The following is a 23,582-nucleotide window of genomic DNA, read 5'->3' as shown; positions in this document are numbered from 1 at the left end:
GTTTCCCAGGCATAGCTCGGCCCCGAGCCATGCCGAAATGCAGACGTAAACCGATTTACATTTTCCCCTTCGGAAGCAATATTGCGGTGCAATACATCGTTCCCAAATCGTTGATTCAAGCCATTGCCAGCCTGCGGCCTCTCGCCGTGAGGTTTCTCATCTTGTTTGTTTCGCGCCATTCGCCCTGAAAGCCCTCCCGTGACCCATCCGGCCACCGCTTCCCTCGCCGATCTCAACGCCGACAGCCCCTCCCATCGCCATCGCGCCGCCTGGATCGAGTTCGCCCTTGCCGTCGGCGCTTTCGGCGTCGGCGCCGGCGAATTCGCCTCGATGGGCATCCTGCCCAACGTCGCCAACGGTCTCCTGGTCACCGAGCCGCAAGCCGGCCACATGATCAGCGCCTATGCGCTCGGCGTGGTCGTCGGTGCGCCGGTCATCGCCGTGCTTTCGGCCCGTATGGCGCGCCGCACCTTGCTGCTCTGGCTGATGGTGGTGTTCGCCGCGGCCAATGCCGCCAGCGCCCTGGCGGGCGGCTATTACCAGCTGATCGGCTTCCGCTTCCTGGCGGGCCTGCCGCATGGCGCCTATTTCGGCGTCTCCTTCCTGGTCGCCGCCGGCATGGCCGAGCCCAATCGGCGCGCCCAGGCGGTCGGGCGCGTGATGATGGGAATCACGCTCGCGACGCTGGTCGGCTCCCCCCTCGCCACCTGGCTCGGCCAGACCCTGGGCTGGCGCCTCGCCTTTGCGACCGTCGGCGCCATCGGCGCTCTTACCGCCGCGCTGATCCTGGCCTTCATGCCGCTCGACAAGGTCAAGCCCGGCGCCAGCCCGCTGCGTGAACTCGGCGCCCTCAAGCGCAAGCAGGTCTGGCTGACCCTGGCGATCCCGGCCATCGGCCTGGGCGGCATGTTCGCCGTCTACACCTATGTCGCCTCCACCCTCACCCAGCTCAGCGGCTTCTCGCCCGCTTTCGTGCCGGTGGCGCTTGTGCTGTTCGGCATCGGCATGAATGTCGGCAACATCGCCGGTTCCTGGCTGGCCGACCGCGCCCTGATGGCCACCATCGGCGGCATGCTGGTCTGGGTGATCGTGGTGATGGCGCTCTATGGCCTCACCGCATCCAATCCCTGGATGATCTCGCTCTGCATCTTCCTGATCGGCTGCAATTTCGCCATCTGCCCGGCGATCCAGACCCGCCTGATGGACGTGGCCGGCGATGCCCAGACGCTCGCGGCCGCGCTCAACCATTCGGCCTTCAACATCGCCAATGCCCTCGGCGCATGGCTCGGCGGTGTCGCCGTCGCGGCCGGCTTCGGCTGGGCCTCGACAGGCTGGGTGGGCGCCCTGCTGGCCGTGGCCGGCCTCGCGGTCTTCCTGGTGTCCTGGGGCCTGGAGCGGGCCGACAGGCGCGAGCCCGAAGCCGCCGCCGTCGCGGGTTAGGAGCGACGGGTTGGAGCTGCGGCGAGCCCGCTTAGGCCGCTGCCCCGATCGCCGGCCCGGCTCCGAAACGACGCCGGTAGTCGCGCGGCGACAGCCCCATCAGCTTGGCGAACACCTTGCGGAAGGCCGCCGGATCCTCATAGCCGACCGACCAGGCGATCTGGTCGACATTGCGATTGGTGGTTTCCAGCAGGGAACGGGCCCTGCTGACACGGATATGCTGGAAATACTCGGTCGGCTTCAGGCCCGTCGCCTTGTGGAAGCGGCGCAGGAAGGTGCGTTCCTCCAGGCCGGCCCTGTCAGCCATGGCTGCCAGGGAAACCGGACGCATGTCCTCCGCCGCCTCCTCCTGGTCCTGCAGCCAGCGCTGCACCTTGAGCACGGCCTCGTCGCCATGGCGCAGATTGGGCGTGAAATTCGAATAATAGCGCTGCTCCCGCCCCGGTGGGTCGACGAGCAGGAAACGCGCCGTCTCCAGCATGACCTCCTGCCCCAGGACCCTGTCCACCAGCGTCAGGCCAAGGTCCGTCCAGGCCATGATGCCGCCGGCTGTAATGATATCGCCATCGTCGACGATCATCTTGGCGGTATCGATCAGGATATCGGGAAAGCGCTGGGAAAGGGCCTGGGCGAAGCTCCAATGCGTGGTGACCAGCCGTCCGGTCAGCAGGCCGGTTTCCGCGAGCAGGAAGGCGCCGGCGCAGACCGAGCACAGCATGGCCCCCTCGTCATGGCGCTGGCGCAGCCAGGCGGCGAAAGGAGCGGAAACCGCATGGGACGGCAGATCGCCGAGCCCCGGCAGGGCAACGATCGCCACGGGCTTGTGGGGGGCTGGACCATGGCTGTCCGCCACGCAATCGATGCCGCCGCCCTCGGCGATCTTCCACTGGGAGATCCGAATGCCGATACCCGCATCGCCGGCCCGGCGGCGCGCGATGTCATTGGCTGCGTCGAAGAGATCGACCATGCCGTAGACGGCGGCCGTGCGCACGCCAGGATACAGCAGCAGGCCAATCTCAGGTAGAGTGCTACCCATTGCCATTTGTCAGTTTTGCCCCGAACAATGTCAGTTTCGCCAATCCGTATCACGCCCATGGCGCGGTATTCAATGTCTCACCAGGCCGCCACGTTCCGAGGCGCCCCGCATTTCAACCCAGCAGGAGACCGACGATGAGCACGATCACCACCGAAGACGGCACCCAGATCTTCTACCGCGATTTCGGCAGCGGGCAGCCCGTGGTCTTCTCCCATGGCTGGCCTCTGAGCGCCGATGCCTGGGACGCCCAGATGGTGTTCCTCGGGCAGCATGGCTACCGGGTGATTGCGCATGATCGCCGCAGCCATGGCCGCTCGACCCAGACCTGGGACGGCAACCATATGGACCAGTATGCCGATGACCTCGCCGAACTGATCGAGGAACTGAACCTGAAGGATGCCGTGCTCGTCGGCCACTCCACCGGCGGCGGCGAAGTTACCCGCTATCTCGGACGCCACGGCACCAAGCATGTCGCCAAGGCTGTCCTGGTCGGCGCCGTGCCGCCCTTGATGCTGAAGACCGACGCCAATCCCGGAGGCCTGCCGCTCGAAGTCTTCGACGGCATCCGCAAGGGCACCTTCGACGACCGCTCGCAGTTCTACAAGGACCTGACCCTGCCCTTCTACGGCTACAACCGCCCAGGCGCGAAGGTTTCCGAAGGCGCGCGCGAATCCTTCTGGCTGCAAGGCATGCTGGGGGGCCTCAAGGGCCAGCTCGACTGCATCAAGCAATTCTCGGAGACCGACTTCACCGAGGATCTGAAGAAGATCGACGTACCGACCCTGATCATCCATGGCGACGACGACCAGATCGTGCCGATCGGCGCTTCCGCCCATCAGTCGGTCAAGCTCATCCCCAACGCCACCCTCAAGGTCTATCCGGGTGGCTCGCATGGCCTGACCTTGACGCAGCAGGACCAGTTCAACGCCGACCTGCTTGCCTTCATCAGGGGCTGAAGTCAGTAGGAAAAGACGCAGCAATCCTTCTCCCCAGGTGGGAGAGGGATTGTCGCGCTTCACCCGTCTTGGTCGGAATAGCCGGCCTCAGCCTCGCGCCTTCTCGGCCAGATGTACCAGCGTCAGTCGCAGGGCGGTGGCGTCCAGGACCGGCTTGTCGAAGACGAGGCGCAGCGTGTCGTCGGCAAAGGCCAGATCCAGGCCTTCGGGATCAATGCCGCTGATGCGCCAGGGGCCGTCGCGGCCGCCGAGCAATTTGGTGGCGTAGAGCCTGACGGCATCGGCATGATCAGCGTTCATATGCTCGATCGCCCCGGCCTCCGCGGCGCGCAGGGCCTCCGCGCCCTTGACGTCGGTAAGGAGTTCCTCCGCCGACAGCAGGGCAGCGCGTGCAAAGCCGCCATTGAGATGCCCGCCGCTTACCGCCACGCGGAAAAAGCTGAAATCCGGGAAATCGGCGTAAAGCGCCGATTTGGGATGCCTGGCCAGAAAGCGCGCCTTGCAGAGAGCCCTGGCATCTTCATCCTCGACGATCTCAGCCAGGCCCTTCACGGTCAGGCGGGCATGGGCCAGCGGATCGCCCTTGCCGCCCTCGCTCAGCAGCAGGGAAATGCGCGCATCCTTCTCGATATTGCTGCGATGGGCTGCCAGCCGGGAGAGTAGAAGCAGCGGCGCACCATCGAAATCGGTGGCTGTATTGACGAGGCTGGCAAAGGGGGAGCCATCGCTCGAATCAAGTGTCGCCAGCGCGCCGGCGCGGATGCGCCTGAGCAGGGCCTTGCCCTCCGCTACGGGCTCGAAATCGGCAGGCTGGTTCGCCGGAACCGGCTGGCCGGGCAGACGCGTGGTATCGCTCGAAGACATCGCTCTGGAAGACTCGTTTGGATGGAAACAGTTTGAAAATGCCGTTTTGCCGGCGATTGGCAACAAGAAGTACCGTTTTGAACCGATAATTGTCACACTTCCGCCGGTTTAGGCGTAGAATGCGAAGGCAAGTATGGTGATTTGCCGCGCAAACCATCATAATAGCCTTTGGCGGTTACACCGCGTCATGAAAGGATTGCAATGCCGACGATTGCGCTGGTCGATGACGACCGCAACATTCTGACCTCGGTTTCCATCGCGCTGGAGGCGGAAGGCTATCGCATCCAGACCTACAATGACGGCATGTCGGCCCTGGACGGTCTGAAGGCCAATCCGCCGGATCTCGCCATCTTCGACATCAAGATGCCCCGCATGGACGGCATGGAGCTGCTGCGCCGCCTGCGCCAGAAATCCGAGCTGCCGGTGATCTTCCTCACCTCCAAGGACGAGGAGATCGACGAATTGTTCGGCCTGAAGATGGGCGCCGACGATTTCATCCGCAAACCCTTCTCGCAGCGCCTGCTGGTGGAGCGCGTGAAGGCGGTGCTGCGCCGTTTCCAGCCCAAGGATGCCGCCGCTGCCAAGGCTTCGGACGCCAAGATCCTGGAACGCGGCCTGTTGCGCATGGATCCCGAACGCCACACCTGCACCTGGAAGGGCGAGGCGGTGGTGCTCACCGTTACCGAGTTCCTCATCCTGCACGCCCTCGCCCAGCGCCCGGGCGTGGTCAAGAGCCGCAATGCCCTGATGGATGCGGCCTATGACGACCAGGTCTATGTCGACGATCGCACCATCGACAGCCACATCAAGCGCCTGCGCAAGAAGTTCAAGCAGGCCGACGACGATTTCGAGATGATCGAAACGCTCTATGGTGTCGGCTATCGCTTCAAGGAAGCGTGAGGGTTTCCTCCCGCCTCAACCTGGAGACCTTCTCCGCGCAGCGGGGAAGGCCATCCCCTGGAATGACGCCTTCTTCATGCCCTGAAGCAGGCTCTCGCGCTCCTCTCGATAGAATTTCGTACCAGACCCGATGAGCCCCGAGCGCGCGACCCCATCCGAGCACCCAAGGTCGAGATCGATCATCCGGCGGCGCCTGCGGCTGGCCCTGCGCGCGATCACCGTGCAGACCTTCTCCAGCCTGACACGGCGCATCGTCGTGCTGAACCTGGCCGGCCTGGTCGCCCTGGTCGTCGGTATCTTCTACCTCAACCAGTTCCGCGAAGGCCTGATCGACGCGCGTGTGCAGGCGCTGCTCACCCAGGGCGAAATCATGGCGAGCGCCGTGGCCGCTTCGGCTTCCGTCGAGACCGGCTCGATCCGCATCGATCCGGAAAAACTCCTGGAACAGCAGGCGGCGGGCGAGGACGAGAGCGACGACGCAAGTTCGCTCGACTTTCCGATCAATCCGGAAAAGGTCGCGCCGCTGATGCGGCGCCTGATCTCGCCGACGAAATTGCGCGCCCGGGTCTATGATCGCGACGGCAATCTGGTGATCGATTCCAGGGCCCTGTTCATCTATTCCGATATCGTCCGCACCGACCTGCCGCAGCCCAAGCAGGAACAGAACCTGGCGGAACGGGTCTGGAACACGGTCAAGCGCTATCTCTTCCGTTCCGACGCGCCGCTCTACAAGGAGCTCGGCAACCAGAACGGCAAGGGCTATCCGGAAGTGATAACGGCGCTCAGCGGCGCTCCCTCCACCCAGGTGAGCATCAACGAGCAGAACGAATCCATCGTCTCGGTTGCCGTGCCGATCCAGCGCTTCAAGTCGGTGCTGGGCGTGCTGCTGCTCTCGACACGCCCCGGCGAGATCGACGAGATCGTGACGGCCGAGCGCCTTGCCATCCTCCGGGTCTTTGCCGTCGCCGCGGTGGTGATGGTGATCCTGTCGATCCTGTTGGCAAGCACCATCGCCGGCCCGATCCGCCAGCTGGCGCGAGCGGCAGAGCGGGTGCGCTACGGCGTGAAATCGCGCCAGGAAATCCCCGATTTCACCGAGCGCTCCGACGAGATCGGCCATCTTTCCGGCGCCCTGCGCGACATGACCAATGCATTGTTCAAGCGGATCGAGGCGATCGAGAGCTTCGCGGCCGATGTCGCCCATGAGCTCAAGAACCCGCTGACATCGCTGCGCTCGGCCGTCGAGACCCTGCCGCTCGCCCGCAACGACACCTCGCGCAACCGGCTGCTCGAAGTGATCCAGCACGATGTCCGCCGGCTCGACCGGCTGATCTCGGACATTTCCGATGCCTCGCGCCTGGATGCCGAACTGTTGCGGTCCGGCGCCGAGCCCGTCGATCTCGCCAGGCTGCTCACCGCCCTCACCGGCGTGTTCAACTCGGTCGAGCGCGAGGACGGGGTCAAGGTGCGCCTGTCGATGCCCACGGGCCTGCCGCCGCAAGCCCTTTTCATCAATGGCCATGATTCCAGGCTCGGCCAGGTCATCAACAATCTCGTCGACAATGCCCGCTCCTTCTCGCCCCGGGACGGCGAGGTGCGGGTCGAATTGCGGCGGAACAAGAACGACGTCGAGATCGCGGTGGAGGATGATGGTCCGGGCGTGCCGGACCATGCCATCGAGCGGATCTTCGAGCGCTTCTACACCGACCGTCCCGAGGAACAGGGTTTCGGCCAGAATTCGGGCCTCGGCCTGTCCATCTCCAAGCAGATCATCGAGGCCCATGGCGGCAAGCTCTGGGTCGAGAACCGCAAGGATGGCGACAAGGTGCTCGGCGCCCGTTTCGTCGCCCGCCTGCCGGCCGCGCAGGCCTAAGCCATGCCAACCTCGCCCACCGTACATGCCACCTGCATCGTCATCGACGGGCGGGGCATTCTGCTGCGCGGCGCCTCCGGCGCCGGCAAGAGCCGGCTGGCCCTGCATTTCATCGAGACCGCGCCGGCCCAGGGCCGCCTGGCCCGCCTGGTAGGAGACGACCGCGTCTATCTCGAAGCCGTCGAGGGCAGGCTGATCGCCTCCGTGCCATCAACCATCGCCGGCCTGATCGAGCGACGCAGCAGCGGCCTGCGGGATGCCGGCATCGAACGGATCGACTGGCAGCCCTCGGCACCTGTCGGCCTGGTTGTGGATATTCTCGACGATGACGCAGAGATCGTCATCCCCAGCAAAAATATTCGGCACATCAGGCTGGAAGGCGTGGACCTGCCCTATTTGCCGGTTCCTCGCGATTTTCAGGCAGCTGTCGCCCTGATTGAGGCCATCTTGCCGCAATTGCCGCCGGTTTGACCGGATTCCAGGCCCGATCCGCGCCAGTCTGCGTTAACGAAACGTTGATGCCTATGGCCTTCATGTGACGAGACTGCGACAATGTGAGCCGGAGAGAGGCTTGTTTTTGTGCAGCGCGGGAATAATATCAGGCCTCGGAGCTACGGGTTGCAGGTTGTCCGAAGGGCATCCTGGCCGTGCGTTGCGGAGGCGTCGTCTCATTTTGCTCAACACCGGGTGGCGCGAAAGCGAAACGGACCTGGATTGTTGTCGCGATCGCGACGGCGACCGGAAAGATTCAATGCGGATCATCCTATGATCGGCATGGTGCTTGTCACGCATGGTCATCTGGCGACCGAGTTCCTGTCGGCTCTCGAGCACGTCGTAGGGCCGCAACGTAATGTCGAGGCCATCGATATCGGCCCCGAAGACGATGTCGAGCAACGCCGCCGCGACATCATCGATGCCATCGGCCGGGTCGAAGACGGTTCCGGCGTGGCGGTTCTCACGGATATGTTCGGAGGAACACCTTCAAATCTGGCGATTTCCGTGATGAGCGGCCCCTCCATCGAGGTCGTGGCCGGCATCAACCTTCCCATGCTCGTCAAACTGGCGCGGCTGCGCAGCGAGGTCCCCCTCGCCGAGGCAGTCACGCGCGCCCAAGAGGCTGGCAGGAAATATATCAATATTGCCAGTCGTGTGTTGTCAGGCCAATGATTCGACGTTCATTCAACTATGCTGGTCACGGCCAGAAACTTGCCGAGGCGGCTCTTGCGGTACCGCTCGCATTCAGCAATCCTTGGGCCAAATGTTGGGGCAGCAGTGCCCCAAGCGGGTGCACCCCGGTGCAGATGCAGGCGGAGACCTCCTCGATGCACAAGCAGCAGATGCAAACCGGCAGCACCGACGAGCAAGCCTGCGAAGAACCGGAAGCGGCTCCCACCCCCACCATGGACGGCGGTATCGTACGCATCCTCCCCATCATCAATCTCAAGGGCCTGCACGCCCGCGCCTCGGCGAAATTCGTGCAGACGGCCGAAGGCTTCGATGCCACCGTCAAGGTGACGCGGTGCGGCGAAACGGTCGGTGGCCAGTCGATCATGGGCCTGATGATGCTGGCCGCAGCCCGTGGCACCACCATCGTGGTCGAGACTGCCGGCCATGATGCCCAGGCTTGCATGGACGCCCTGGAAGCCTTGTTGGCCGACAAGTTCGGCGAGGAAGCCTGAAGGCAAACGACGCCCAGCCTGCGGCGTCGAAGCAGCAGCGGCGATAAAAGGCGACATCCGCCCCCTTCCCCAATCCCCATTTCGTCAGGCCCCGCTGGCCCTGCAGCGGCGGCATTTTCGTGCGTGGATTGCAGGCCTCCCGGCAGGTTGTTTGCTGCAGCGCACACCGGAAATATAACTTCACCAAAAGTCACGACTTTGCCGCAATCCAGCCAAGGGGCCGCCCCAGCCCAGCGCGACTTTTCTTCTCGTTACCTCGGCACCCGGTCCGGCGTAAGCCGGAAACCTCAGCCCCCCAGCCCCCCGACTTTGTCGGACCGGGTCCGCCGAGGTGGCGTTAGATGACCCAAGAAGTGCAGGCCGGCTCCTCTGGAACCGGCCTTTCTTTTTGCGCCGATCTCCGGGTGCGCGGACGTGGCCGCGTAATCGGCTTTGCCGATCGTCGCGACCGCGGTTCTTCCTCTCCCGTGAGCGCCACGTTTCCGGGAGCGGACGAGACGTCCGCGCCCCCGCAGATGCAAGCCTGCTCTTGAATCCCTCGCCGAGATTGTCCATCTGTGCAGCGGCGTTCCCGCCACCCAGTCCCAAGACGATCATCAAGCAAGAGTGAGTTTTCATGAGCGCTGAAGCCGCAAGCGCCGGCCCGGATAGTGCCGCGCCGCAGAGCCATACCTTCGAGGCCGACGTCGCCAAGCTGCTGCATCTGATGGTGCACTCGGTCTATTCCGACAAGGATGTCTTCCTGCGCGAATTGATCTCCAACGCGGCCGATGCCTGCGAGAAGCTGCGCTATGAGTCCCTGTCCGATCCCGCTTTGCTCGGAGAAGACCAGAAGGGGGTGATCCGCATCACCCTCGATGCCGAGGCCAGGCGCATCACGGTCGCCGACAACGGCATCGGCATGAGCGCGGAGGAGATGATCGAGGCTCTCGGCACCATCGCGCGATCCGGCACCAAGGCCTTCGTCGAGCGGCTGGAAACGGCCCAGCAGGCCGAAGGCAGCCAGTTGATCGGCCAGTTCGGCGTCGGCTTCTATTCGACCTTCATGGTAGCCGACAAGGTGGAAGTCTTCTCCCGCAGAGCCGGCAGCGATATTGCCAATCTCTGGAGTTCGGACGGCAAGGGGTCCTATTCGGTGGCGCCTGTCGGTCTCGACGAGGCCCCCGCGCGTGGCACCAAGGTGGTGCTGCATCTGATGGAGGACGCCAAGTCCTACGCCGAGACCTACACCATCGAGCGGCTGATCAAGACCCATTCCGGCCATGTGCCGGTGCCGATCCTGCTCGCCGACAAGCCGGATGCCGAGCCGCAGCAGATCGCTGATGGGGCAGCCCTGTGGACTCGCCCGAAGTCGGATATTTCCGAGGCCGATTACACCGATTTCTACCGCAGCGTCGCCGGCCAGTTCGACGATCCAGCGCTTACCATCCACTTCCGCGCCGAAGGCCGGCAGGAATACACGATGCTGGCCTTCGTGCCGGGCTCGCGTCCCTTCGACCTGTTCGATCCCCAGCGCAAGGGTCGCATGAAGCTCTATGTGCGGCGTGTGCTGATCACCGACGAGGCCGACCTGCTTCCCGGCTATCTGCGCTTCGTGCGCGGCCTGATCGATTCCGCCGACCTGCCGCTCAACGTCTCACGCGAAATGATCCAGGAAAGCCCGCTGCTGACGGCGATCCGCAAGGCGGCAACCGGCCGCGTGCTGGGAGACCTCGAGAAGCTGGCCACCTCGGACGCCGCAGCCTATGCGAAGGTCTGGGAGAACTTCGGCTCTGTCCTGAAGGAAGGCCTTTACGAGGACTTCGAGCGCCGCGACGCCCTGCTCGGCCTCGCCCGCTTCAAGAGCACGGTTTCGGGCGGCGAATGGCGTTCGCTCAAGGACTACATCGCCAGCCTCAAGGACAACCAGACGGCGATCTATTATCTCGCCGGCGACGATGCCAAGCGCCTGGAGAACTCGCCCCACATCGAGGGCTTCCGCGCTCGTGGCATCGAGGTACTGCTGCTCTCCGATCCGGTCGACAGCTTCTGGGTGACCTCGGCGCTCGGCTTCGAAGGCAAGCCCTTCAAGTCGGTGACGCAGGGCGCCGCCGAGCTCGACCTGATCCCGCTCGCCGAAAAGCCGGAGGAGCAGACCCCGGAAGTGAGCGCGGCGATCGCCTCCTACATCGCCTATCTCAAGACCACGCTGGGCGATGACGTTTCCGACGTGCGCGCCTCCGAGCGCCTGACCTCCAGCGCAGTCTGCCTGGTGGCGCCCGATAACGGCATGGACAAGCGCATGGAGCAGATCCTGGCCAGCGCCGGCAAGCTCGACGGCGCCCTGCAGAAGCCGATCCTGGAGATCAATCCGCGCCACGCCCTGGTGACGCGCCTCGCCACCGCGCGCGAGGCCAGCGGCGATACCGCCTTCATCGAGAGCGCCACGCGGCTGCTGCTCGACGAGGCCCGTATCCTCGACGGCACGGTGCCCACCGATCCGGCCGGCTTTGCCGAGCGCCTGTCGCAGGTGCTGGCCAAGAGCCTCGGTTAAGTTTGGGGGGCGGGTCTTCGGACCCGCTTCTCTCGTTCAAGCACGGCGCTTTGAGGCGCCTCTGAGGAGGTTGATGGAAGAGTCCCAGCAAGCCGAGAAATGCTCAATTTTGTCATGCCCGGACTTCGTCCTGGGCACCCAGATACCCAACGTATCAAGCTTGTGGCCGCTGGATCACCGGGCCAAAGCCCGGTGATGACAAAGGTCGAGGTTCTCTCGATTCTCAAGCCAGGCTCTCAAGTCCCCTCACCGTCCCGCCCGTTGCCCGATCAGGCGCTCGAACAGCAGCGCCACGATGATGATGGTGCCGATGGCCGAGCCCTGCCAGAAGGGCGAGACGCCCATCAGATTGAGGCCGTTGCGGATCATCACCATGATCAGGACGCCGATCAGCGTGCCGATGATCGAGCCCCGCCCGCCGAACAGGCTGGCACCGCCGATCACCACGGCGGCAATGGCGTCGAGCTCCCAGGCATTGCCCATCAGCGGATCGGCCGAGAGGATCTGGCCGATCGAGAAGGTGATCGCCACGGCCGAAAGCGCCCCCGAAATCACATAGGGCAGGATGGAATAGAACATCACGCTGAGGCCCGCTGCCCGCGCCGCCTCCTTGTTGGAGCCGACGGCATAGATGGTGCGCCCGCCCTTGGTATAGGTCAGATAGGCCCAGGCGACGAGATAGAGCAGCGCCAGGAACAGCACGTTGGAGGGAATGCCCAGGACATCGGTATAGACGATGGCCTGCATGGAATCGGGGATCGAGGCGATGGCCGTCTGGCCCGAGAGGATATAGGCGAGGCTGCGGCCGATCGCCATCACGCCCAGCGTCACCACGAAGGCCGCGAGCCCGAAATAGGCGATCAGAATGCCCGAGATCAGGCCGATGCCGGCTCCACTGAGGATGGCGAGCGCCACGGCCAGGGCCGGCGGATAGTGCTGCACGGCCAGGCCCAGGACAATGCCGGTCAGGCCGGCGACAGACCCGACCGAAAGATCGATGCCGCCGGTCAGGATGACGAAGGTCATGCCGACGGCAACGATGCCGATCACCACCGACTGGTCGAGGATGTTGAAGATGTTCGACCGTGTCAGGAAATAGGGCGACAGCAGCGACAGGCAGACCGCCAGCACGATGGCAAGGCCGAGCATGCGCACTTCGAGCCGCCCCGTCAGCCAGCCGAGACGCCGTCGCGTGGGATCGGGAGAGGTGGTTGAGGTCATATGGCGATCCCGGAACTTGTGGTGAAGGACGGACGAATGGAACGGCTTAGCGAGATGAACCCTTGAAGGACAAAGCACCACGCCGAAGTCCCCTCGCCCCGCTTGCGGGGAGAGGATAGAGGTGAGGGGCTACGCTTAGCCCTATCTGCACGCACCACGCCGCCCCTCACCCTTACCCTCTCCCCGTAAGTACGGGGCGAGGGAGCGGTAAGCGTCGTGGTTTCAAAACACGATCGTCGCATCGGCCGCCTACAGTGTTGCAGCGAGTTCGGCGACACGGCTGCGGACGATTTCGGGGGATGGCAGGGCGGCGCCCTGCGGCAGCGTGAGGCCGACCCAGCCGAGATCGTGCCCGCGGGGGCTGACGATCGGCAGGAGCAAAGTCGAGCGCGAGCCGTCCGGCTCCGGCATGAAGACGGGTTCGCGCCCGGCCAGCGCCGCGGCGATGCGGGTCGCGGAGAGCGGCTTCACCTCGCCGGCCGCAAAGCCCGGCTCGGCCGCCTTGTCGGCGGTGACGAGGTTGAGGCAGATCAGGCGGTCCTGGTCGATCAAGGCCCAGAAGCCGGCGCCGCCGCATTCGCCCGTCAGGCCGCGCAGGACTTCGGTATTGCGGGCCATCGAGGTGCGCGGCGCCGCCAGCAAGGTGAGCTTCTCTTCATCGAGCAGGTCGGCAGGCAGGTCGGCCACGCTGGTGCCGTCGCTGATGACGACGATGCGGTGCGAGAGCCCCAGCAATTCCTCGAAATCGGACGACACCACCACGACGGCGACACCCTTGGCGGCAATGTCGCGCAGAATCGCATAGATCGAGGCGCGGGTGCCGATATCGACGCCCTTGGTGGGTTCGTCGAGAATCAGTACGCGCGGCTCCAGCAGCAGCCAGCGCGCGATGATGATCTTCTGCTGCATGCCGCCCGAGAAGTTGAGCATGTTGGCGTCGAGCAGGCGGTCGGGCGGCAGGCCAAGGCTCTTGAGCAGTGCATCGACCGCCTTTTCGCGGCTGCGATAGCCGACGCCGAAGCCCCGATGTGCGCCGAGATGGGCGAGCAGCAGATTCTCCTTCACCGACAGGTCGGGCACGATGTTCTGCGAGCGCCGGTCCTCGGCCACGAAGCCGATGCCGGCCCTCACCGCCTGCGCCGGCTTGCGCGGATCGATCGGCTTGCCGTCGACGAGGATGGTGCCGGCGCTGCGCGGCCTCAGGCCGAAAATGGCCTCCACGGTTTCCGAACGCCCGGCGCCGACCAGGCCGCCCAGCCCCAGGATCTCGCCGTGGCGGACCTGGAAGGAAACGTTGCGGACCAGGGGCGGCGTCGCCAATCCCTTGACCTCCAGGGCAATCGGCGCGTCCTTGGCCGTCCCGTCCACATCCCGCGCATAGATGGCGCCGACATCCTGGCCGACCATGTGGCGGATGAGTTCGGCCTGGCTCAGGCTGGCGGTCGCGAGCGAAGCCGCCACCGTGCGCCCCTCGCGCATGATGGTGACGCGATCGGTGATGGCGAAGACTTCCTCGAGCCGATGCGAGACGAAGACGAGCCCGCGCCCATCCGCCCTGAGCCGCGCCATGATGTCGAACAGGCGCTCGACCTCGCTCGGGCTCAGTGACGAGGTGGGTTCGTCGAAAATGATCAGCTTGGCGTTGACGCCGAGTGCCTTGGCGATCTCGACGAGCTGGCGCTGGGCCGCCGACAGGCGGCGCACCTCGACGTCGAGGGGCAGGGCATCGCCCTGGCCGAGCACCGAGAGCAATTCGGCCCCGCGTCGATGCAGCGCCGAATAGGACAAGCGCCCCGGCCGGCCGAGTTCGGGCAGGAAGATGTTCTCGGCGACGCTGAGGTCCGGCACCAGGCTCGTCTCCTGCATCACGATGGCGATGCCGATATCGAGCGCGTCACGGGTGGAACGCAGCCGCACGGAGCGGCCGCGATAGACGAGATCGCCCTCGTCCGGCCTGACATGGCCTGAAATCACCTTGGACAGGGTCGACTTGCCGGCGCCATTGGCACCAAGCAGGCCATGGACTTCGCCCGCGCGCAGCTCGAAGCCGGCCCCCGCCAGAGCGCGGGTGCGGTCGAAGGTCTTGGCGACGCCGGTGGCGACCAGCAGGGGTTCGATGGCAGGCAAGAAAGGCTCCTGGATGGCGTTGGTTCCTGGGACCGCTGGCTTCCAAGCCGGCTCTTGGAAACACCGCATTTAACGGTGAGGAAGTGCCGGCTGGAAGCCGGCGGTCCCAGCATGCTCACTTCATCTCGTTGGCGAACACCGTCTCCTTCACGATGGGCAGCTCCTTGTCGATATTCTCGCTGGTCACCACCAGGATCGGCACCGAGACTTCCTTCTCCACCGTGCCGCCGGCGAGCTTGGCCAGCAGGGCCTCGCCCGACTTCTGGCCCATCAGATAGGGCTGCTGCATGCCGGAGGCGACGATCTGCTTGGACTTGAGGAGATCGACGAATTCCGGGATGCCGTCGAAGGCCGCGACCAGCAGGTCCGAACCGCGACGTGCCGCCTTGATGGCGCGCAGGGCGCCCAGGGCCGGCTGGTCGGTCTGGATGAACAGGCCGCGCATGTCCGGATTGGCGGTGAGCATGTCCTGGGTGAACTTGAAGGTCTCGTCCGTCGTATAGGATTGCATCTGCTGCAGCCCCGCCTCCTTGCCGGTCCAGCCGCCGGCTGCAAGGCCGTCCCGGAAACCCTTGGTGCGGGCCTGGCCGTTCTTGCGGGCCTGCGAGATGGTGATGAGGCCGACCGAGCCGCCCTCCCAACCCTTGGCCTTGAGCGCGGCAGCCAGCGCCTCGCCCACGCCCTTGGCGCCGTCATAATTGTTGGAGATGATGAAGGAGGCGTAGTCGCCGCTATTGGTGCCGATATCGCCGATCACCACCGGGATCCCCGCCTTGGCGGCCAGCGCCAGCACGCTCGGCGCGGTGGAGGAATCGGTCGGCGAGATCACGATGCCCGCCACGCCCTTGGCGATCGAATCCTGGGCGTTCTGCAACTGCGTCTGCGGGCTGTTGTGGGAATCGAGCGCCTGGAAACCATAGCCCTTGGCCTTGGCGGCGGATTCGACGCCCTTGGCGAGATAGCGCCAGAACGGCAGGTCGAGGCCCGGCGTCAGATAGACGATATCCTTGCCGGCGGCCCTTGCCGGTTGGAAGCCGAGGCTGCCGGTACCGGCCAAGGCGGCGCCGGCCGCAAGCTGCAGGAACGTTCTTCTCTTCATAGTATCCTCCCTCCCGCCCTCGGGCGGCTCCAACGGTTCTTTTCCGGCCATTACAGGCTCTTTGTCTTGGAAAGCGGGCCTTCTTTCTCAGGTCCGTTTCACGTATGCGGCAACACAGCCTCCTCCTCGAGGATGGAGCGCGTGCTGGCATAGATCCTGTCGAGATGAATGCCGAAGGCCTCGACGACGGCCCGGGGATCCCGGGCATGCAACCCTGCCAGGATGGCGGCATGGTCCTGGCAGCTCTGGGCGATCGCACCCGGCCGCGACACGGCCTTGCGCCGATGGGCCATGGCATAGAAATAGAGATCGACGACAAAATCGGCGAGGAGGTCGTTGCCGCAGGACCGGTAGATCGCGGCATGGAACTCGCGATCGCAGATCAGGAAGCGGACGGGATCGTCGAGGGCCTCGCGCTGCGTTTGCAGCGAGGCGTCGAGCATGGCGAGTGTCTCGTCATCGATGCGCCGCGCCGCCTCCTCGACCACCGGGCGCTCGACCAGCAGGCGGGCGGCATGGATGGCTTCGATATCGTAGCTGTTGATCAGTTTCGGCTCGCGCGCGCCGATCGCCAGCGAACCGACCTCGGCGCTGAGCACGCGGGTGCGGGCCCCTTGCGAAATGGCAATGATGTCGCGCGCGGCCAGAATCTGCAGGGCACCACGCACCGTCTCGCGGCTGACCTGCAGGGCCACGGCAAGATCGCGCTCGCTCGGCAAGGCCTCGCCGACCTGCAGCATGCCCGCCGCGATCAGGGAGGCGAGCTTGTCGGCGACGAGTTCACGCACATTGCGCCTGACAACGCCGTAGCGCAGCTCGGGCACGCGTTCGAACACCGAAAGGGCAGTGGGCAGGTTCATCGGAGTGGCGCTTGGAAACGACGCTCGGCATCTGATCTACTGGACCAGCCAGCAGACCAGTTAGGCCAAGTTTTCGGCGGGGTGTCAAGCGGTAGATGAGTAATGGTCTGACGAGTGGGAGGACGGCGAGGTGAGCCTGGGACCGCCAGCATCCTGCCGGCTCTTGGAACCATCGCGCCTGAAGGTAGAAAGAGCCAGCAGGATGCTGGCGGTCCCAGGAATATTCAAGTTTTTACCGAGCCCCGCCGAGATAGAAGGCCTTCACATCCTCGCGTGCCGCGAGGTCGGCGGCCGGCCCCGCAGCGGCGACGCGGCCGTTCTCGAGAATATAGCCGTAATCGGCATGGCGCAGGGCCAGTGCGGCATTCTGTTCGGCCACCAGGAAGCTCACACCCTGTTCGCGATTGAGGGTGCGGATGATCTCGAAGATCTCCTGCACCACGATCGGTGCGAGGCCCATCGAAGGCTCGTCGAGCAGTACCAACCTGGGCTTGGTCATCAAGGCCCGCCCGATGGCGGCCATCTGCTGCTCGCCGCCCGAGGTCAGGCCCGCCTTGGTGCGGCGCTTGTGCTTCAGGCGCGGGAACCAGGCATAGATCTGCTCGAGATCCTCCGCGATCTGCCGCCGGCCTGGGCGCCGCAGGAAGGCGCCGGAGAGAAGATTCTCCTCGATGGTGAGCTGGGCAAAGCAATGGCGCCCCTCCAGCACCTGCACCACGCCCCGCGCCACCAGGACGGCGGGGGTCAGGCGGCTGATCGGCTCGCCCCGCCAGGAGATACTGCCGCGCGTGACGGTACCCCGCTCCGGGCCGAGCAGGTTGGAGATCGCCTTCAGCGTGGTCGATTTGCCCGCGCCATTGGCACCGAGCAGCGCGACCACAGCGCCATCATCGACGGAGAGGGACACGTCCCTGACAGCCAGGATCGCCTGGTAATGCACCTCGATGCCGGCGACATCGAGGAAGTCGTTCGTGCGCGGCACGGCCGATGGTTCGCTCATCGGACCACCTCCAAGAGCGTTTTGCCGGAGAATGTGCTCTCTAGCCGGAGTTCGCCAGGAAGCACGGCCCAGTGGCGAAGAGCGCAACGCCGACCGCCCCTTCGCCCCGTTCTCACGGGGAGAAGGTAAGGATGAGGGGCAGCACGCCGGGTACAAAATTGAGAAGCACGCTGCCCCTCACCTCTATCCTCTCCCCGCAAGCGGGGCGAGGGGGCGCGAGCGTCGCGCTCCTTCGTCAACCTCACCATCTCGCACATCCCTCCTCATTGCGCTTCAGCTAGCTGCTCCGGCCCCGCTCAGTTGGTCTGGGCCACCGGCGTGATGCCCTTCTCCTGGGCATAGGCGGCGGCCTTGGCGCGGATGGTCTCGGCAAAGAGCGAGGCGTCGGCCTTGATCCAGTCGGTCAGCGCGGTCCAGGACTTGCCGTCCCACTGGATGATCTTGGCCGCGACGGTCTCGCCCTTGTGGTTCGCCGGCGAGGTCTTCAACGGCGAGATCAGGCCCTGGGCGCCCAGTTCGGCGATGCGCTTGTCATCGATGTTGAGGTTTTCCAGGGCCCAGCGGCCTTCCTCGGCGGTGAGGGGGCGGTTGCCGAACTTCTTGTGCCCGACGCGCAGGGCTTCCACGAAGGTGATCGCCTCGATCACCCCGTAATTGTAGTAGACCGTGCCGAACTTGCTCTTGTCCTTGAGATCGCTCTTGCCGGCGTCGACGATCTTCTCCTTCAGCGTCTTGATGATGCCGTAGTCGGTTCCGGGCGGAAACACCGAGACGGCGAGATAGCCTTTAGCGGCGCTGCCGGCCGGGCGGGCATCGTCCTCCGAGCCGCTCCAGATGTCGCCGATGATGCGATCGGCCGGAAAGCCCACGCGCGCCGCCGTCTTGATGCCCACCGGCGTCATCACGCCCCAACCGCGCAGGAACACCCAGTCGGCACCGGCGCTGCGGATCTGCTGCCATTGCGCCTGCTGCTGCTCGCCGGGATGGGGCACCGGGATCTGGATGTCGGTGAAACCGTATTTCTTGGCGAGAATGCCGAGCGGCTCGATCGTGTCACGGCCATAGCCGGAGTCATGATAGAGCGTGGCGATCTTGACGCCCTTGAGCTTGTCGTAGCCGCCGGATTTTTGGGCGATGTAGTCGACGATGATCTGGGCTTCGCTCCAATAGTCGAAGATCAGCGGATATTGATAGGGGAAGACCCGTCCGTCGGTGGCGATGTTCTGGCCGCCGCCCGGCGAGACGATCGGCACCTTGTCGATGCGCGCCTTGTCGGTGAGCGCCACGTCGAGGCCGCTGGAATGGGGGTATATCGCCGCCGTCGGCGCGCCGTCATAGCCGTTCTTGTAGCGTTCGTAGCATTCGATGCCGCGTTCGATCGTATAGGCCGTCTCGCATTCCTGGATCAGGATCTTGACGCCGTCGACCCCGCCTTCGACCTCGTTGATATAGGTCAGATAGTCCCGGTTTCCGGCGCCGAAGGGGATGAAGGAAGGCGCATAGGGACCGGTACGATAGGTGAAGAGCGGATAGAGCTGCTCGTTCTTGTGGTCCTGGGCCATGGCCGGGCCGGCGGCCGCAAGAGCGGCCAGGCCAACGCCTGCAAAGCCGAGCCCGGTCGCCAGTGCGAGAGCCTTGATAAGGGAGGGTGACATCCGGTTCGTCTCCATTCGGTTGGGATGTTCGAGGGCGCAGCTCTCCCGTCGGCGGAAATGACGTCCGCTTTTTCGGGATGCAGAGGGTGGGAGGTTTGCTCAGTCCCCGGTAGCGGCGGCTGCCGGCCGCCGCCGCGGCAGGCGGATCCGCCTCACCAGGCGGGCGAGTCCTTCCGGCTCCTTGATCAGCAGCGCGATGATGATCACGCCGAAGATGATGTGCTGGATATTGGCAAGCGCCCCCTGGTCGGCCAGGAACTGCAGGCCGGTGAGCGGGGCGAGGCGGTCGAGCAGGATCGGCATCAGCACGATGAAGGCTGCGCCGAGGAAATTGCCGGCGAGGGTGGCGGTGCCGCCGATCAGCACGATGAACAGCACCTGGAAAGACTTGTCCAGGTTGAAGGCATGGGCATCCGCGGTGCCGAGATAGCCGAAAGCCCAGAGCGCACCGGCAATGCCGCAGATGAAAGAACTGATAGCAAAGGACAGGAGCTTGCGGCTGGCGACATGGATGCCGATCACCGAGGCGGCGGTGTCCATGTCGCGGATCGCCATCCATTCGCGTCCGACGCGGCTCTTCACCACCGCATGGGCGAAGGCGATCAGCGCAGCCGCCGTCACCGCCACCAGGAGATAGCGCCCCGTCGCCGAGGTGAGGTCATGGCCGAGGAATTGCAGCCGCGGCGCCGAGATGGTGAGGGACTGGCTACCGTTCGAAAACCAGTTGTAATTGGTGAACAGCCATTCGAAGAAGAACTGGGCGCCGAGCGTCGAGGCCCCGAGATAGAAACCCTTGATGCGCAGGCTCGGCAGGCCGAAGACGATACCCGCCGCCGCCGCGATCAGGCCTGCCAGCACCAGCACCACGGGCAGCGGCAGGAACGGGGCGCGCAGCAGGAGATTGTAGCTCGCAAAGGCGCCGACCGACATGAAGGCGGCCGAGCCGAGCGACACCAGGCCGGTATAGCCCATCAGGAGGTTGAGGCCGAGGCCGGCCACGCCCATCACCAGGGTGGGGATGATGATGGAGGAAAGCCAGTAGTCGCTGGCGATGAGGGGCACGACCACCAAACTTACCGCCAGCGAGGCGGCGACGACGAAGAGGCGGGGATTGAGGCTGCGGCCCTGCGACAGGATGAGGCCTTCGCCGGATTGCGATAGGAGGGACATCGCTAGACCCTTTCGATGGCGCGGTCGCCGAACAGCCCGGCCGGACGCACCAGCAGGAAGGCCACGGCGAGGATATAGGCGAACCAGGTCGACACGCTGCCTTGCAGCAGCGGCCCCAGATAGATGTCCGCCAGGGCTTCTGCGGCGCCGACCAGGAGGCCGCCGACGATGGCGCCCGGCACGGAGGAGAAACCGCCGATGATCAGCACCGGCAGGGCCTTCAACGTCACCAGCGACAGCGAATATTGCACACCCTGGCGGGCACCCCAGACCAGGCCGGCAACCAGAGCGACGATGCCGGCCACGCTCCAGACGATGCGCCAGATCGTCGGCAGGCGGATGCCGATCGACTGGGCGGCGAGCGTGTCGTCGGCGACGGCCCGGAGCGAAATGCCCATGCGGGTGCGGTCGAACAGGATGGAAAGCACCACCACCAGGACGAGGGCGCCGCCGGAGACGAAGAGATCGAACTGGCTGATCGAGAGGCCCGCGACCGAGATCGGCACGTCGTCGATGCCGAGATCGAGCATGTGCACGTCCGAGCCCATCAGCAATTGCGCCAGCCCTTCGATCACGAAGGTAAGGCCGAGGGTCGCCATGAACAGGGTCAGCGCATCGCGATTGACCAGGGGCCGCAGGACCAGGCGCTCGATCAGCACCGCGCCGAAGACCATCACCGCGACGGTCAGCGCGATCGCGGCCCAGAACGGCACCTCGCGCTCGACCAGCGTCACGAAAGTGAGGGTGGCGAACAGCAGCATGGCGCCTTGCGCGAAATTGAAGACGCCGGAAGCCTTGTAGATCAGCACGAAGCCGATCGCGACCAGGCCGTACATCACTCCGGCGAGGAGGCCACCGATCAGGGTTTCGAGGAAAAAGGCCATGACGATCCCTCAGTGAACCGTGCCGAGATAGGCGGCGATGACATCGGGATTTTCGCGTACGGCATCCGGCGTGCCATCACCAACCTTGCGGCCGTAATCGAGCACGACGACGTGGTGGGCGAGGCCCATCACGATGCCGATATCGTGCTCGATCAGCACGATGGTGGTGCCGAGCTTGCCGTTCACATCGGCGATGAGCCGGCTCATCGCCTGCTTTTCCTCCTGGTTCATGCCGGCCATGGGCTCGTCCAGGAGCAGCAGTTTCGGCCAGGCCGCCAAAGCGCGGGCGAGGTCGACGCGCTTCTGCAGGCCATAGGGCAGCGTGGACACGACCGTGTTGGCATGGCGCTCCAGGCCGAGAAAGCCGAGAATCTCATGCGTACGTGCTTCGAAGCGCCAGCGTTCCGCGGCATCCCGCCCCACCCGGAAGATGTTCTCCACGAAGGTCGCACGGCCCCAGCGCGCCAACCCCGCCTTGACGTTCTCGACGACGCTCAACCTGTCGAAGAGGGCGTTGTGCTGGAAGGTCCTGCCGATGCCGAGATGGGCTGCCTTGTAGGGATGGATCGCCTCGAACCTGGCGCCGTCGAAGACGACATCGCCTTCGTCGGCCCGGTAGACGCCGTTGATCACATTGAGAAGGGAGCTCTTGCCGGCGCCGTTGGGTCCGATCAGCGCGCAAATCTCCCCCTGCTCGACCGAAAAGCTCAGCCGGCTCAAGGCGCTGACGCCCTTGAAGGACAGGGAGACGTCGTGAAGCTGCAGCAAAGGCGCCGGCATCGGCATCACCGTCCAGCGGCGAGGCGCGAGACACCGGCCTCGCGCTCGTCAGCCTCGCGGCGCTTCACCGCCTCGATGTCGCGATAGGCATGGGCCGGATGGCTCGCCGGCAGATAGGGGCCCTCGCCGAACAGCTTCTCGCGCAGCGTGCCCGGCTGGTAGGCGGTGGGATAGGCCCCGCGCTTCTGCAATTCCGGCACGAGATAGCCGACGGCGTCCTCGAAGCTCTCGGGCGTGACCGCATAGGCGAGGTTGAAGCCGTCGACATCGGTCTCCTCGACCCATTCCTGCAGCGTGTCGGCGATATGAGAGGCCGAACCGACGAAAACCGGGCCGAGGCCACCAATGCCGCCCCAGCGTGCCAGTTCCTCCATGGTCCAGGTCTTGTCCTCGCCGGCGAAATGCTCGACCACCGAGATGATGGCATTGGTCTCGACCTTCTTGATCGGATCGCTGGGCGCATATTGGCCGAAATCGATGCCGCTCCAGCCGGAGAGGAAGACCAGCGAGCCGTCATAGGAGGTATAGGACTGATAGTCCTTGAACTTGACCTGTGCCTTGGCCTCGGTCTCGTCGACGATCACCGTGGTGAGGTTATAAATCAGGATCTTGCGCGGATCGCGGCCGGCAGCCGCAGCCTGGCGACGGATATCGGCGACATAGGCCTTCAGCAGCGACTTGGTCGGCGCTGCCACGAAGACGCATTCGGCATGGCCGGCGGCAAAGGCCTTGCCCGGCCCGGAGGCACCGGCCTGGTAGAGCACCGGCGTGCGCTGCGGCGAGGGTTCGGTAAGCTGGTAGCCGGGCACCTCGAAATATTTGCCCTTGTGGCCGATCTCATGAACCTTGTCGGGATCGGTGAAGATGCGGTTCTCGCGGTCGCGCCGCACCGCCCCTTCCTCCCAGGAGCCTTCCAGGAGCTTGTAGAGCACCTCGACATATTCGCTGGCGACTTCGTAGCGGTTGTTGTGCTGGCGCAGGCCGCCCTGGCTGATGTTCTTGGCGCCGCTCTCCAGATAGGAGGTGACGATGTTCCAGCCGACGCGGCCCTTGCTGTGATGATCGGCCGTGGCGAGGCGCCGGGCGAAGGTATAGGGATGCTCGAAGGAGGTCGATGCGGTGATGCCGATGCCCAGATGCTCGGTGGCCAGCGCGATCGGGGCCGCCAGCTGCAGGGGGTCGTTGACCGGGATCTGTGCCGCCTGGTGGATGGCGTGGTAGTTCGAGCCCTTGTAGACGTCGTAATAGCCGATGACGTCGGCGATGAAGATGCCGTCGAAGATGCCCTTCTCCAGCGTCCGCGCCAGATCCTGCCAGTAGTCGAGATCCTTGTATTTCCACGATTTGTCGCGCGGATGCGCCCACAGGCCCGGCGATTGATGGCCCACGCAATTCATATCGAAGGCGTTGAAGCGTATTTGGCGGGGCATTCCAATCTCCACATCTGAAACAGCGTCGGTACCGCGGCTCTGAAACAGCGGCGAGGCCGCACCCGGCTACCGCGT

General features: G+C 64.8%; 20 protein-coding genes. 8 read left to right on the top strand and 12 right to left on the bottom strand.

Features of this window, described 5'->3' with window-relative positions:
- Positions 1-198: 198 nt before the first annotated feature.
- Positions 199-1,440: an MFS transporter gene (locus tag QM672_RS11340; RefSeq protein ID WP_376717690.1), complete on the top strand. Its 1,242-nt coding sequence runs from the start codon at positions 199-201 to the stop codon at positions 1,438-1,440.
- Positions 1,441-1,471: 31 nt separating this feature from the next.
- On the opposite strand, the gene QM672_RS11335 is transcribed toward QM672_RS11340, so the two are convergent.
- The gene (locus tag QM672_RS11335; protein WP_311937918.1) at positions 1,472-2,482 is read right to left on the bottom strand and encodes a GlxA family transcriptional regulator; all 1,011 of its coding nucleotides are present in this window, start codon (positions 2,480-2,482) and stop codon (positions 1,472-1,474) included.
- 128 nt (positions 2,483-2,610) lie between these two features.
- Between QM672_RS11335 and QM672_RS11330 the strand changes: the two genes are divergently transcribed.
- Positions 2,611-3,432 (top strand): alpha/beta hydrolase, encoded by an 822-nt coding sequence (locus QM672_RS11330; protein WP_311937916.1) that lies wholly within the window; start codon positions 2,611-2,613, stop codon positions 3,430-3,432.
- An 87-nt stretch (positions 3,433-3,519) separates the two neighbouring features.
- Here the strand turns inward: QM672_RS11330 and QM672_RS11325 are convergent, their stop codons facing one another.
- Entirely contained in the window at positions 3,520-4,296 is a 777-nt protein-coding gene (locus QM672_RS11325) for a HugZ family protein (protein ID WP_394312536.1), read from the bottom strand.
- A 201-nt stretch (positions 4,297-4,497) separates the two neighbouring features.
- On the opposite strand from QM672_RS11325, the gene QM672_RS11320 reads away from it, so the two are divergent.
- From QM672_RS11320 to htpG, 6 genes are all read left to right on the top strand, one after another.
- Positions 4,498-5,196 carry a response regulator transcription factor gene (locus tag QM672_RS11320; protein WP_149253366.1) on the top strand — a complete coding sequence of 233 codons (699 nt, stop codon included), beginning with the start codon at positions 4,498-4,500 and terminating at the stop codon, positions 5,194-5,196.
- Between the two features lie 130 nt (positions 5,197-5,326).
- Positions 5,327-7,069 carry a sensor histidine kinase gene (locus QM672_RS11315; protein WP_311937911.1) on the top strand — a complete coding sequence of 581 codons (1,743 nt, stop codon included), beginning with the start codon at positions 5,327-5,329 and terminating at the stop codon, positions 7,067-7,069.
- 3 nt (positions 7,070-7,072) lie between these two features.
- The gene (locus QM672_RS11310; protein ID WP_367623872.1) at positions 7,073-7,540 is read left to right on the top strand and encodes an HPr kinase/phosphorylase; all 468 of its coding nucleotides are present in this window, start codon (positions 7,073-7,075) and stop codon (positions 7,538-7,540) included.
- A gap of 294 nt (positions 7,541-7,834) precedes the next feature.
- Positions 7,835-8,236: a PTS sugar transporter subunit IIA gene (locus tag QM672_RS11305; protein WP_068296680.1), complete on the top strand. Its 402-nt coding sequence runs from the start codon at positions 7,835-7,837 to the stop codon at positions 8,234-8,236.
- Between the two features lie 233 nt (positions 8,237-8,469).
- Positions 8,470-8,748 carry an HPr family phosphocarrier protein gene (locus QM672_RS11300; RefSeq protein WP_311938009.1) on the top strand — a complete coding sequence of 93 codons (279 nt, stop codon included), beginning with the start codon at positions 8,470-8,472 and terminating at the stop codon, positions 8,746-8,748.
- Positions 8,749-9,364: 616 nt separating this feature from the next.
- A complete protein-coding gene (gene htpG / locus QM672_RS11295; protein WP_415082620.1) occupies positions 9,365-11,281 on the top strand; it encodes a molecular chaperone HtpG in 1,917 nt (638 codons plus the stop codon).
- 246 nt (positions 11,282-11,527) lie between these two features.
- Here htpG and QM672_RS11290 read toward each other — a convergent pair whose 3' ends face one another.
- From QM672_RS11290 to QM672_RS11245, 10 genes are all read right to left on the bottom strand, one after another.
- Entirely contained in the window at positions 11,528-12,502 is a 975-nt protein-coding gene (locus QM672_RS11290; protein ID WP_415082618.1) for an ABC transporter permease, read from the bottom strand.
- 249 nt (positions 12,503-12,751) lie between these two features.
- On the bottom strand, positions 12,752-14,629 hold the full coding sequence (locus QM672_RS11285; RefSeq protein WP_415082616.1) for a sugar ABC transporter ATP-binding protein: 1,878 nt from the start codon (positions 14,627-14,629) through the stop codon (positions 12,752-12,754).
- A gap of 115 nt (positions 14,630-14,744) precedes the next feature.
- Positions 14,745-15,728, bottom strand: coding sequence for a substrate-binding domain-containing protein (locus tag QM672_RS11280; protein ID WP_149253360.1), 984 nt, complete (start codon positions 15,726-15,728; stop codon positions 14,745-14,747).
- A gap of 98 nt (positions 15,729-15,826) precedes the next feature.
- Complete coding sequence (locus QM672_RS11275) at positions 15,827-16,588, bottom strand: FadR/GntR family transcriptional regulator (protein ID WP_415082613.1); 762 nt, start codon at positions 16,586-16,588, stop codon at positions 15,827-15,829.
- Between the two features lie 232 nt (positions 16,589-16,820).
- A complete protein-coding gene (locus QM672_RS11270) occupies positions 16,821-17,588 on the bottom strand; it encodes an ABC transporter ATP-binding protein (RefSeq protein ID WP_415082611.1) in 768 nt (255 codons plus the stop codon).
- A gap of 296 nt (positions 17,589-17,884) precedes the next feature.
- Positions 17,885-19,243, bottom strand: coding sequence for an ABC transporter substrate-binding protein (locus QM672_RS11265; protein ID WP_311937894.1), 1,359 nt, complete (start codon positions 19,241-19,243; stop codon positions 17,885-17,887).
- 99 nt (positions 19,244-19,342) lie between these two features.
- Positions 19,343-20,413 carry a branched-chain amino acid ABC transporter permease gene (locus tag QM672_RS11260; protein WP_415082609.1) on the bottom strand — a complete coding sequence of 357 codons (1,071 nt, stop codon included), beginning with the start codon at positions 20,411-20,413 and terminating at the stop codon, positions 19,343-19,345.
- Between the two features lie 2 nt (positions 20,414-20,415).
- Entirely contained in the window at positions 20,416-21,297 is an 882-nt protein-coding gene (locus QM672_RS11255; RefSeq protein ID WP_415082607.1) for a branched-chain amino acid ABC transporter permease, read from the bottom strand.
- A 9-nt stretch (positions 21,298-21,306) separates the two neighbouring features.
- Positions 21,307-22,077 carry an ABC transporter ATP-binding protein gene (locus QM672_RS11250; RefSeq protein ID WP_415082605.1) on the bottom strand — a complete coding sequence of 257 codons (771 nt, stop codon included), beginning with the start codon at positions 22,075-22,077 and terminating at the stop codon, positions 21,307-21,309.
- A gap of 5 nt (positions 22,078-22,082) precedes the next feature.
- Positions 22,083-23,507 (bottom strand): LLM class flavin-dependent oxidoreductase, encoded by a 1,425-nt coding sequence (locus QM672_RS11245; RefSeq protein WP_415082603.1) that lies wholly within the window; start codon positions 23,505-23,507, stop codon positions 22,083-22,085.
- Positions 23,508-23,582: the final 75 nt, after the last annotated feature.

It is taken from the genome of Labrys sp. (in: a-proteobacteria) (assembly GCF_047605565.1).
GTDB classification, from domain to species: domain Bacteria; phylum Pseudomonadota; class Alphaproteobacteria; order Rhizobiales; family Labraceae; genus Labrys; species Labrys neptuniae.
Note: the sequence above shows the minus strand (reverse complement) of the source record. Positions and strands in the feature narration are given on the sequence as shown.

Bases quoted from the DNA above. Each gene is read 5' to 3' on its own strand.
- QM672_RS11335 (WP_311937918.1), bottom strand. From the start codon at position 2,482: ATGGCAATGGGTAGCACTCTACCTGAGATTGGCCTGCTGCTGTATCCT.
- QM672_RS11330 (WP_311937916.1), top strand. From the start codon at position 2,611: ATGAGCACGATCACCACCGAAGACGGCACCCAGATCTTCTACCGCGAT.
- QM672_RS11325 (WP_394312536.1), bottom strand. From the start codon at position 4,296: ATGTCTTCGAGCGATACCACGCGTCTGCCCGGCCAGCCGGTTCCGGCG.
- QM672_RS11320 (WP_149253366.1), top strand. From the start codon at position 4,498: ATGCCGACGATTGCGCTGGTCGATGACGACCGCAACATTCTGACCTCG.
- QM672_RS11315 (WP_311937911.1), top strand. From the start codon at position 5,327: ATGAGCCCCGAGCGCGCGACCCCATCCGAGCACCCAAGGTCGAGATCG.
- QM672_RS11310 (WP_367623872.1), top strand. From the start codon at position 7,073: ATGCCAACCTCGCCCACCGTACATGCCACCTGCATCGTCATCGACGGG.
- QM672_RS11305 (WP_068296680.1), top strand. From the start codon at position 7,835: ATGATCGGCATGGTGCTTGTCACGCATGGTCATCTGGCGACCGAGTTC.
- QM672_RS11300 (WP_311938009.1), top strand. From the start codon at position 8,470: ATGGACGGCGGTATCGTACGCATCCTCCCCATCATCAATCTCAAGGGC.
- htpG (WP_415082620.1), top strand. From the start codon at position 9,365: ATGAGCGCTGAAGCCGCAAGCGCCGGCCCGGATAGTGCCGCGCCGCAG.
- QM672_RS11290 (WP_415082618.1), bottom strand. From the start codon at position 12,502: ATGACCTCAACCACCTCTCCCGATCCCACGCGACGGCGTCTCGGCTGG.
- QM672_RS11280 (WP_149253360.1), bottom strand. From the start codon at position 15,728: ATGAAGAGAAGAACGTTCCTGCAGCTTGCGGCCGGCGCCGCCTTGGCC.
- QM672_RS11275 (WP_415082613.1), bottom strand. From the start codon at position 16,588: ATGAACCTGCCCACTGCCCTTTCGGTGTTCGAACGCGTGCCCGAGCTG.
- QM672_RS11270 (WP_415082611.1), bottom strand. From the start codon at position 17,588: ATGAGCGAACCATCGGCCGTGCCGCGCACGAACGACTTCCTCGATGTC.
- QM672_RS11265 (WP_311937894.1), bottom strand. From the start codon at position 19,243: ATGTCACCCTCCCTTATCAAGGCTCTCGCACTGGCGACCGGGCTCGGC.
- QM672_RS11260 (WP_415082609.1), bottom strand. From the start codon at position 20,413: ATGTCCCTCCTATCGCAATCCGGCGAAGGCCTCATCCTGTCGCAGGGC.
- QM672_RS11255 (WP_415082607.1), bottom strand. From the start codon at position 21,297: ATGGCCTTTTTCCTCGAAACCCTGATCGGTGGCCTCCTCGCCGGAGTG.
- QM672_RS11250 (WP_415082605.1), bottom strand. From the start codon at position 22,077: ATGCCGGCGCCTTTGCTGCAGCTTCACGACGTCTCCCTGTCCTTCAAG.
- QM672_RS11245 (WP_415082603.1), bottom strand. From the start codon at position 23,507: ATGCCCCGCCAAATACGCTTCAACGCCTTCGATATGAATTGCGTGGGC.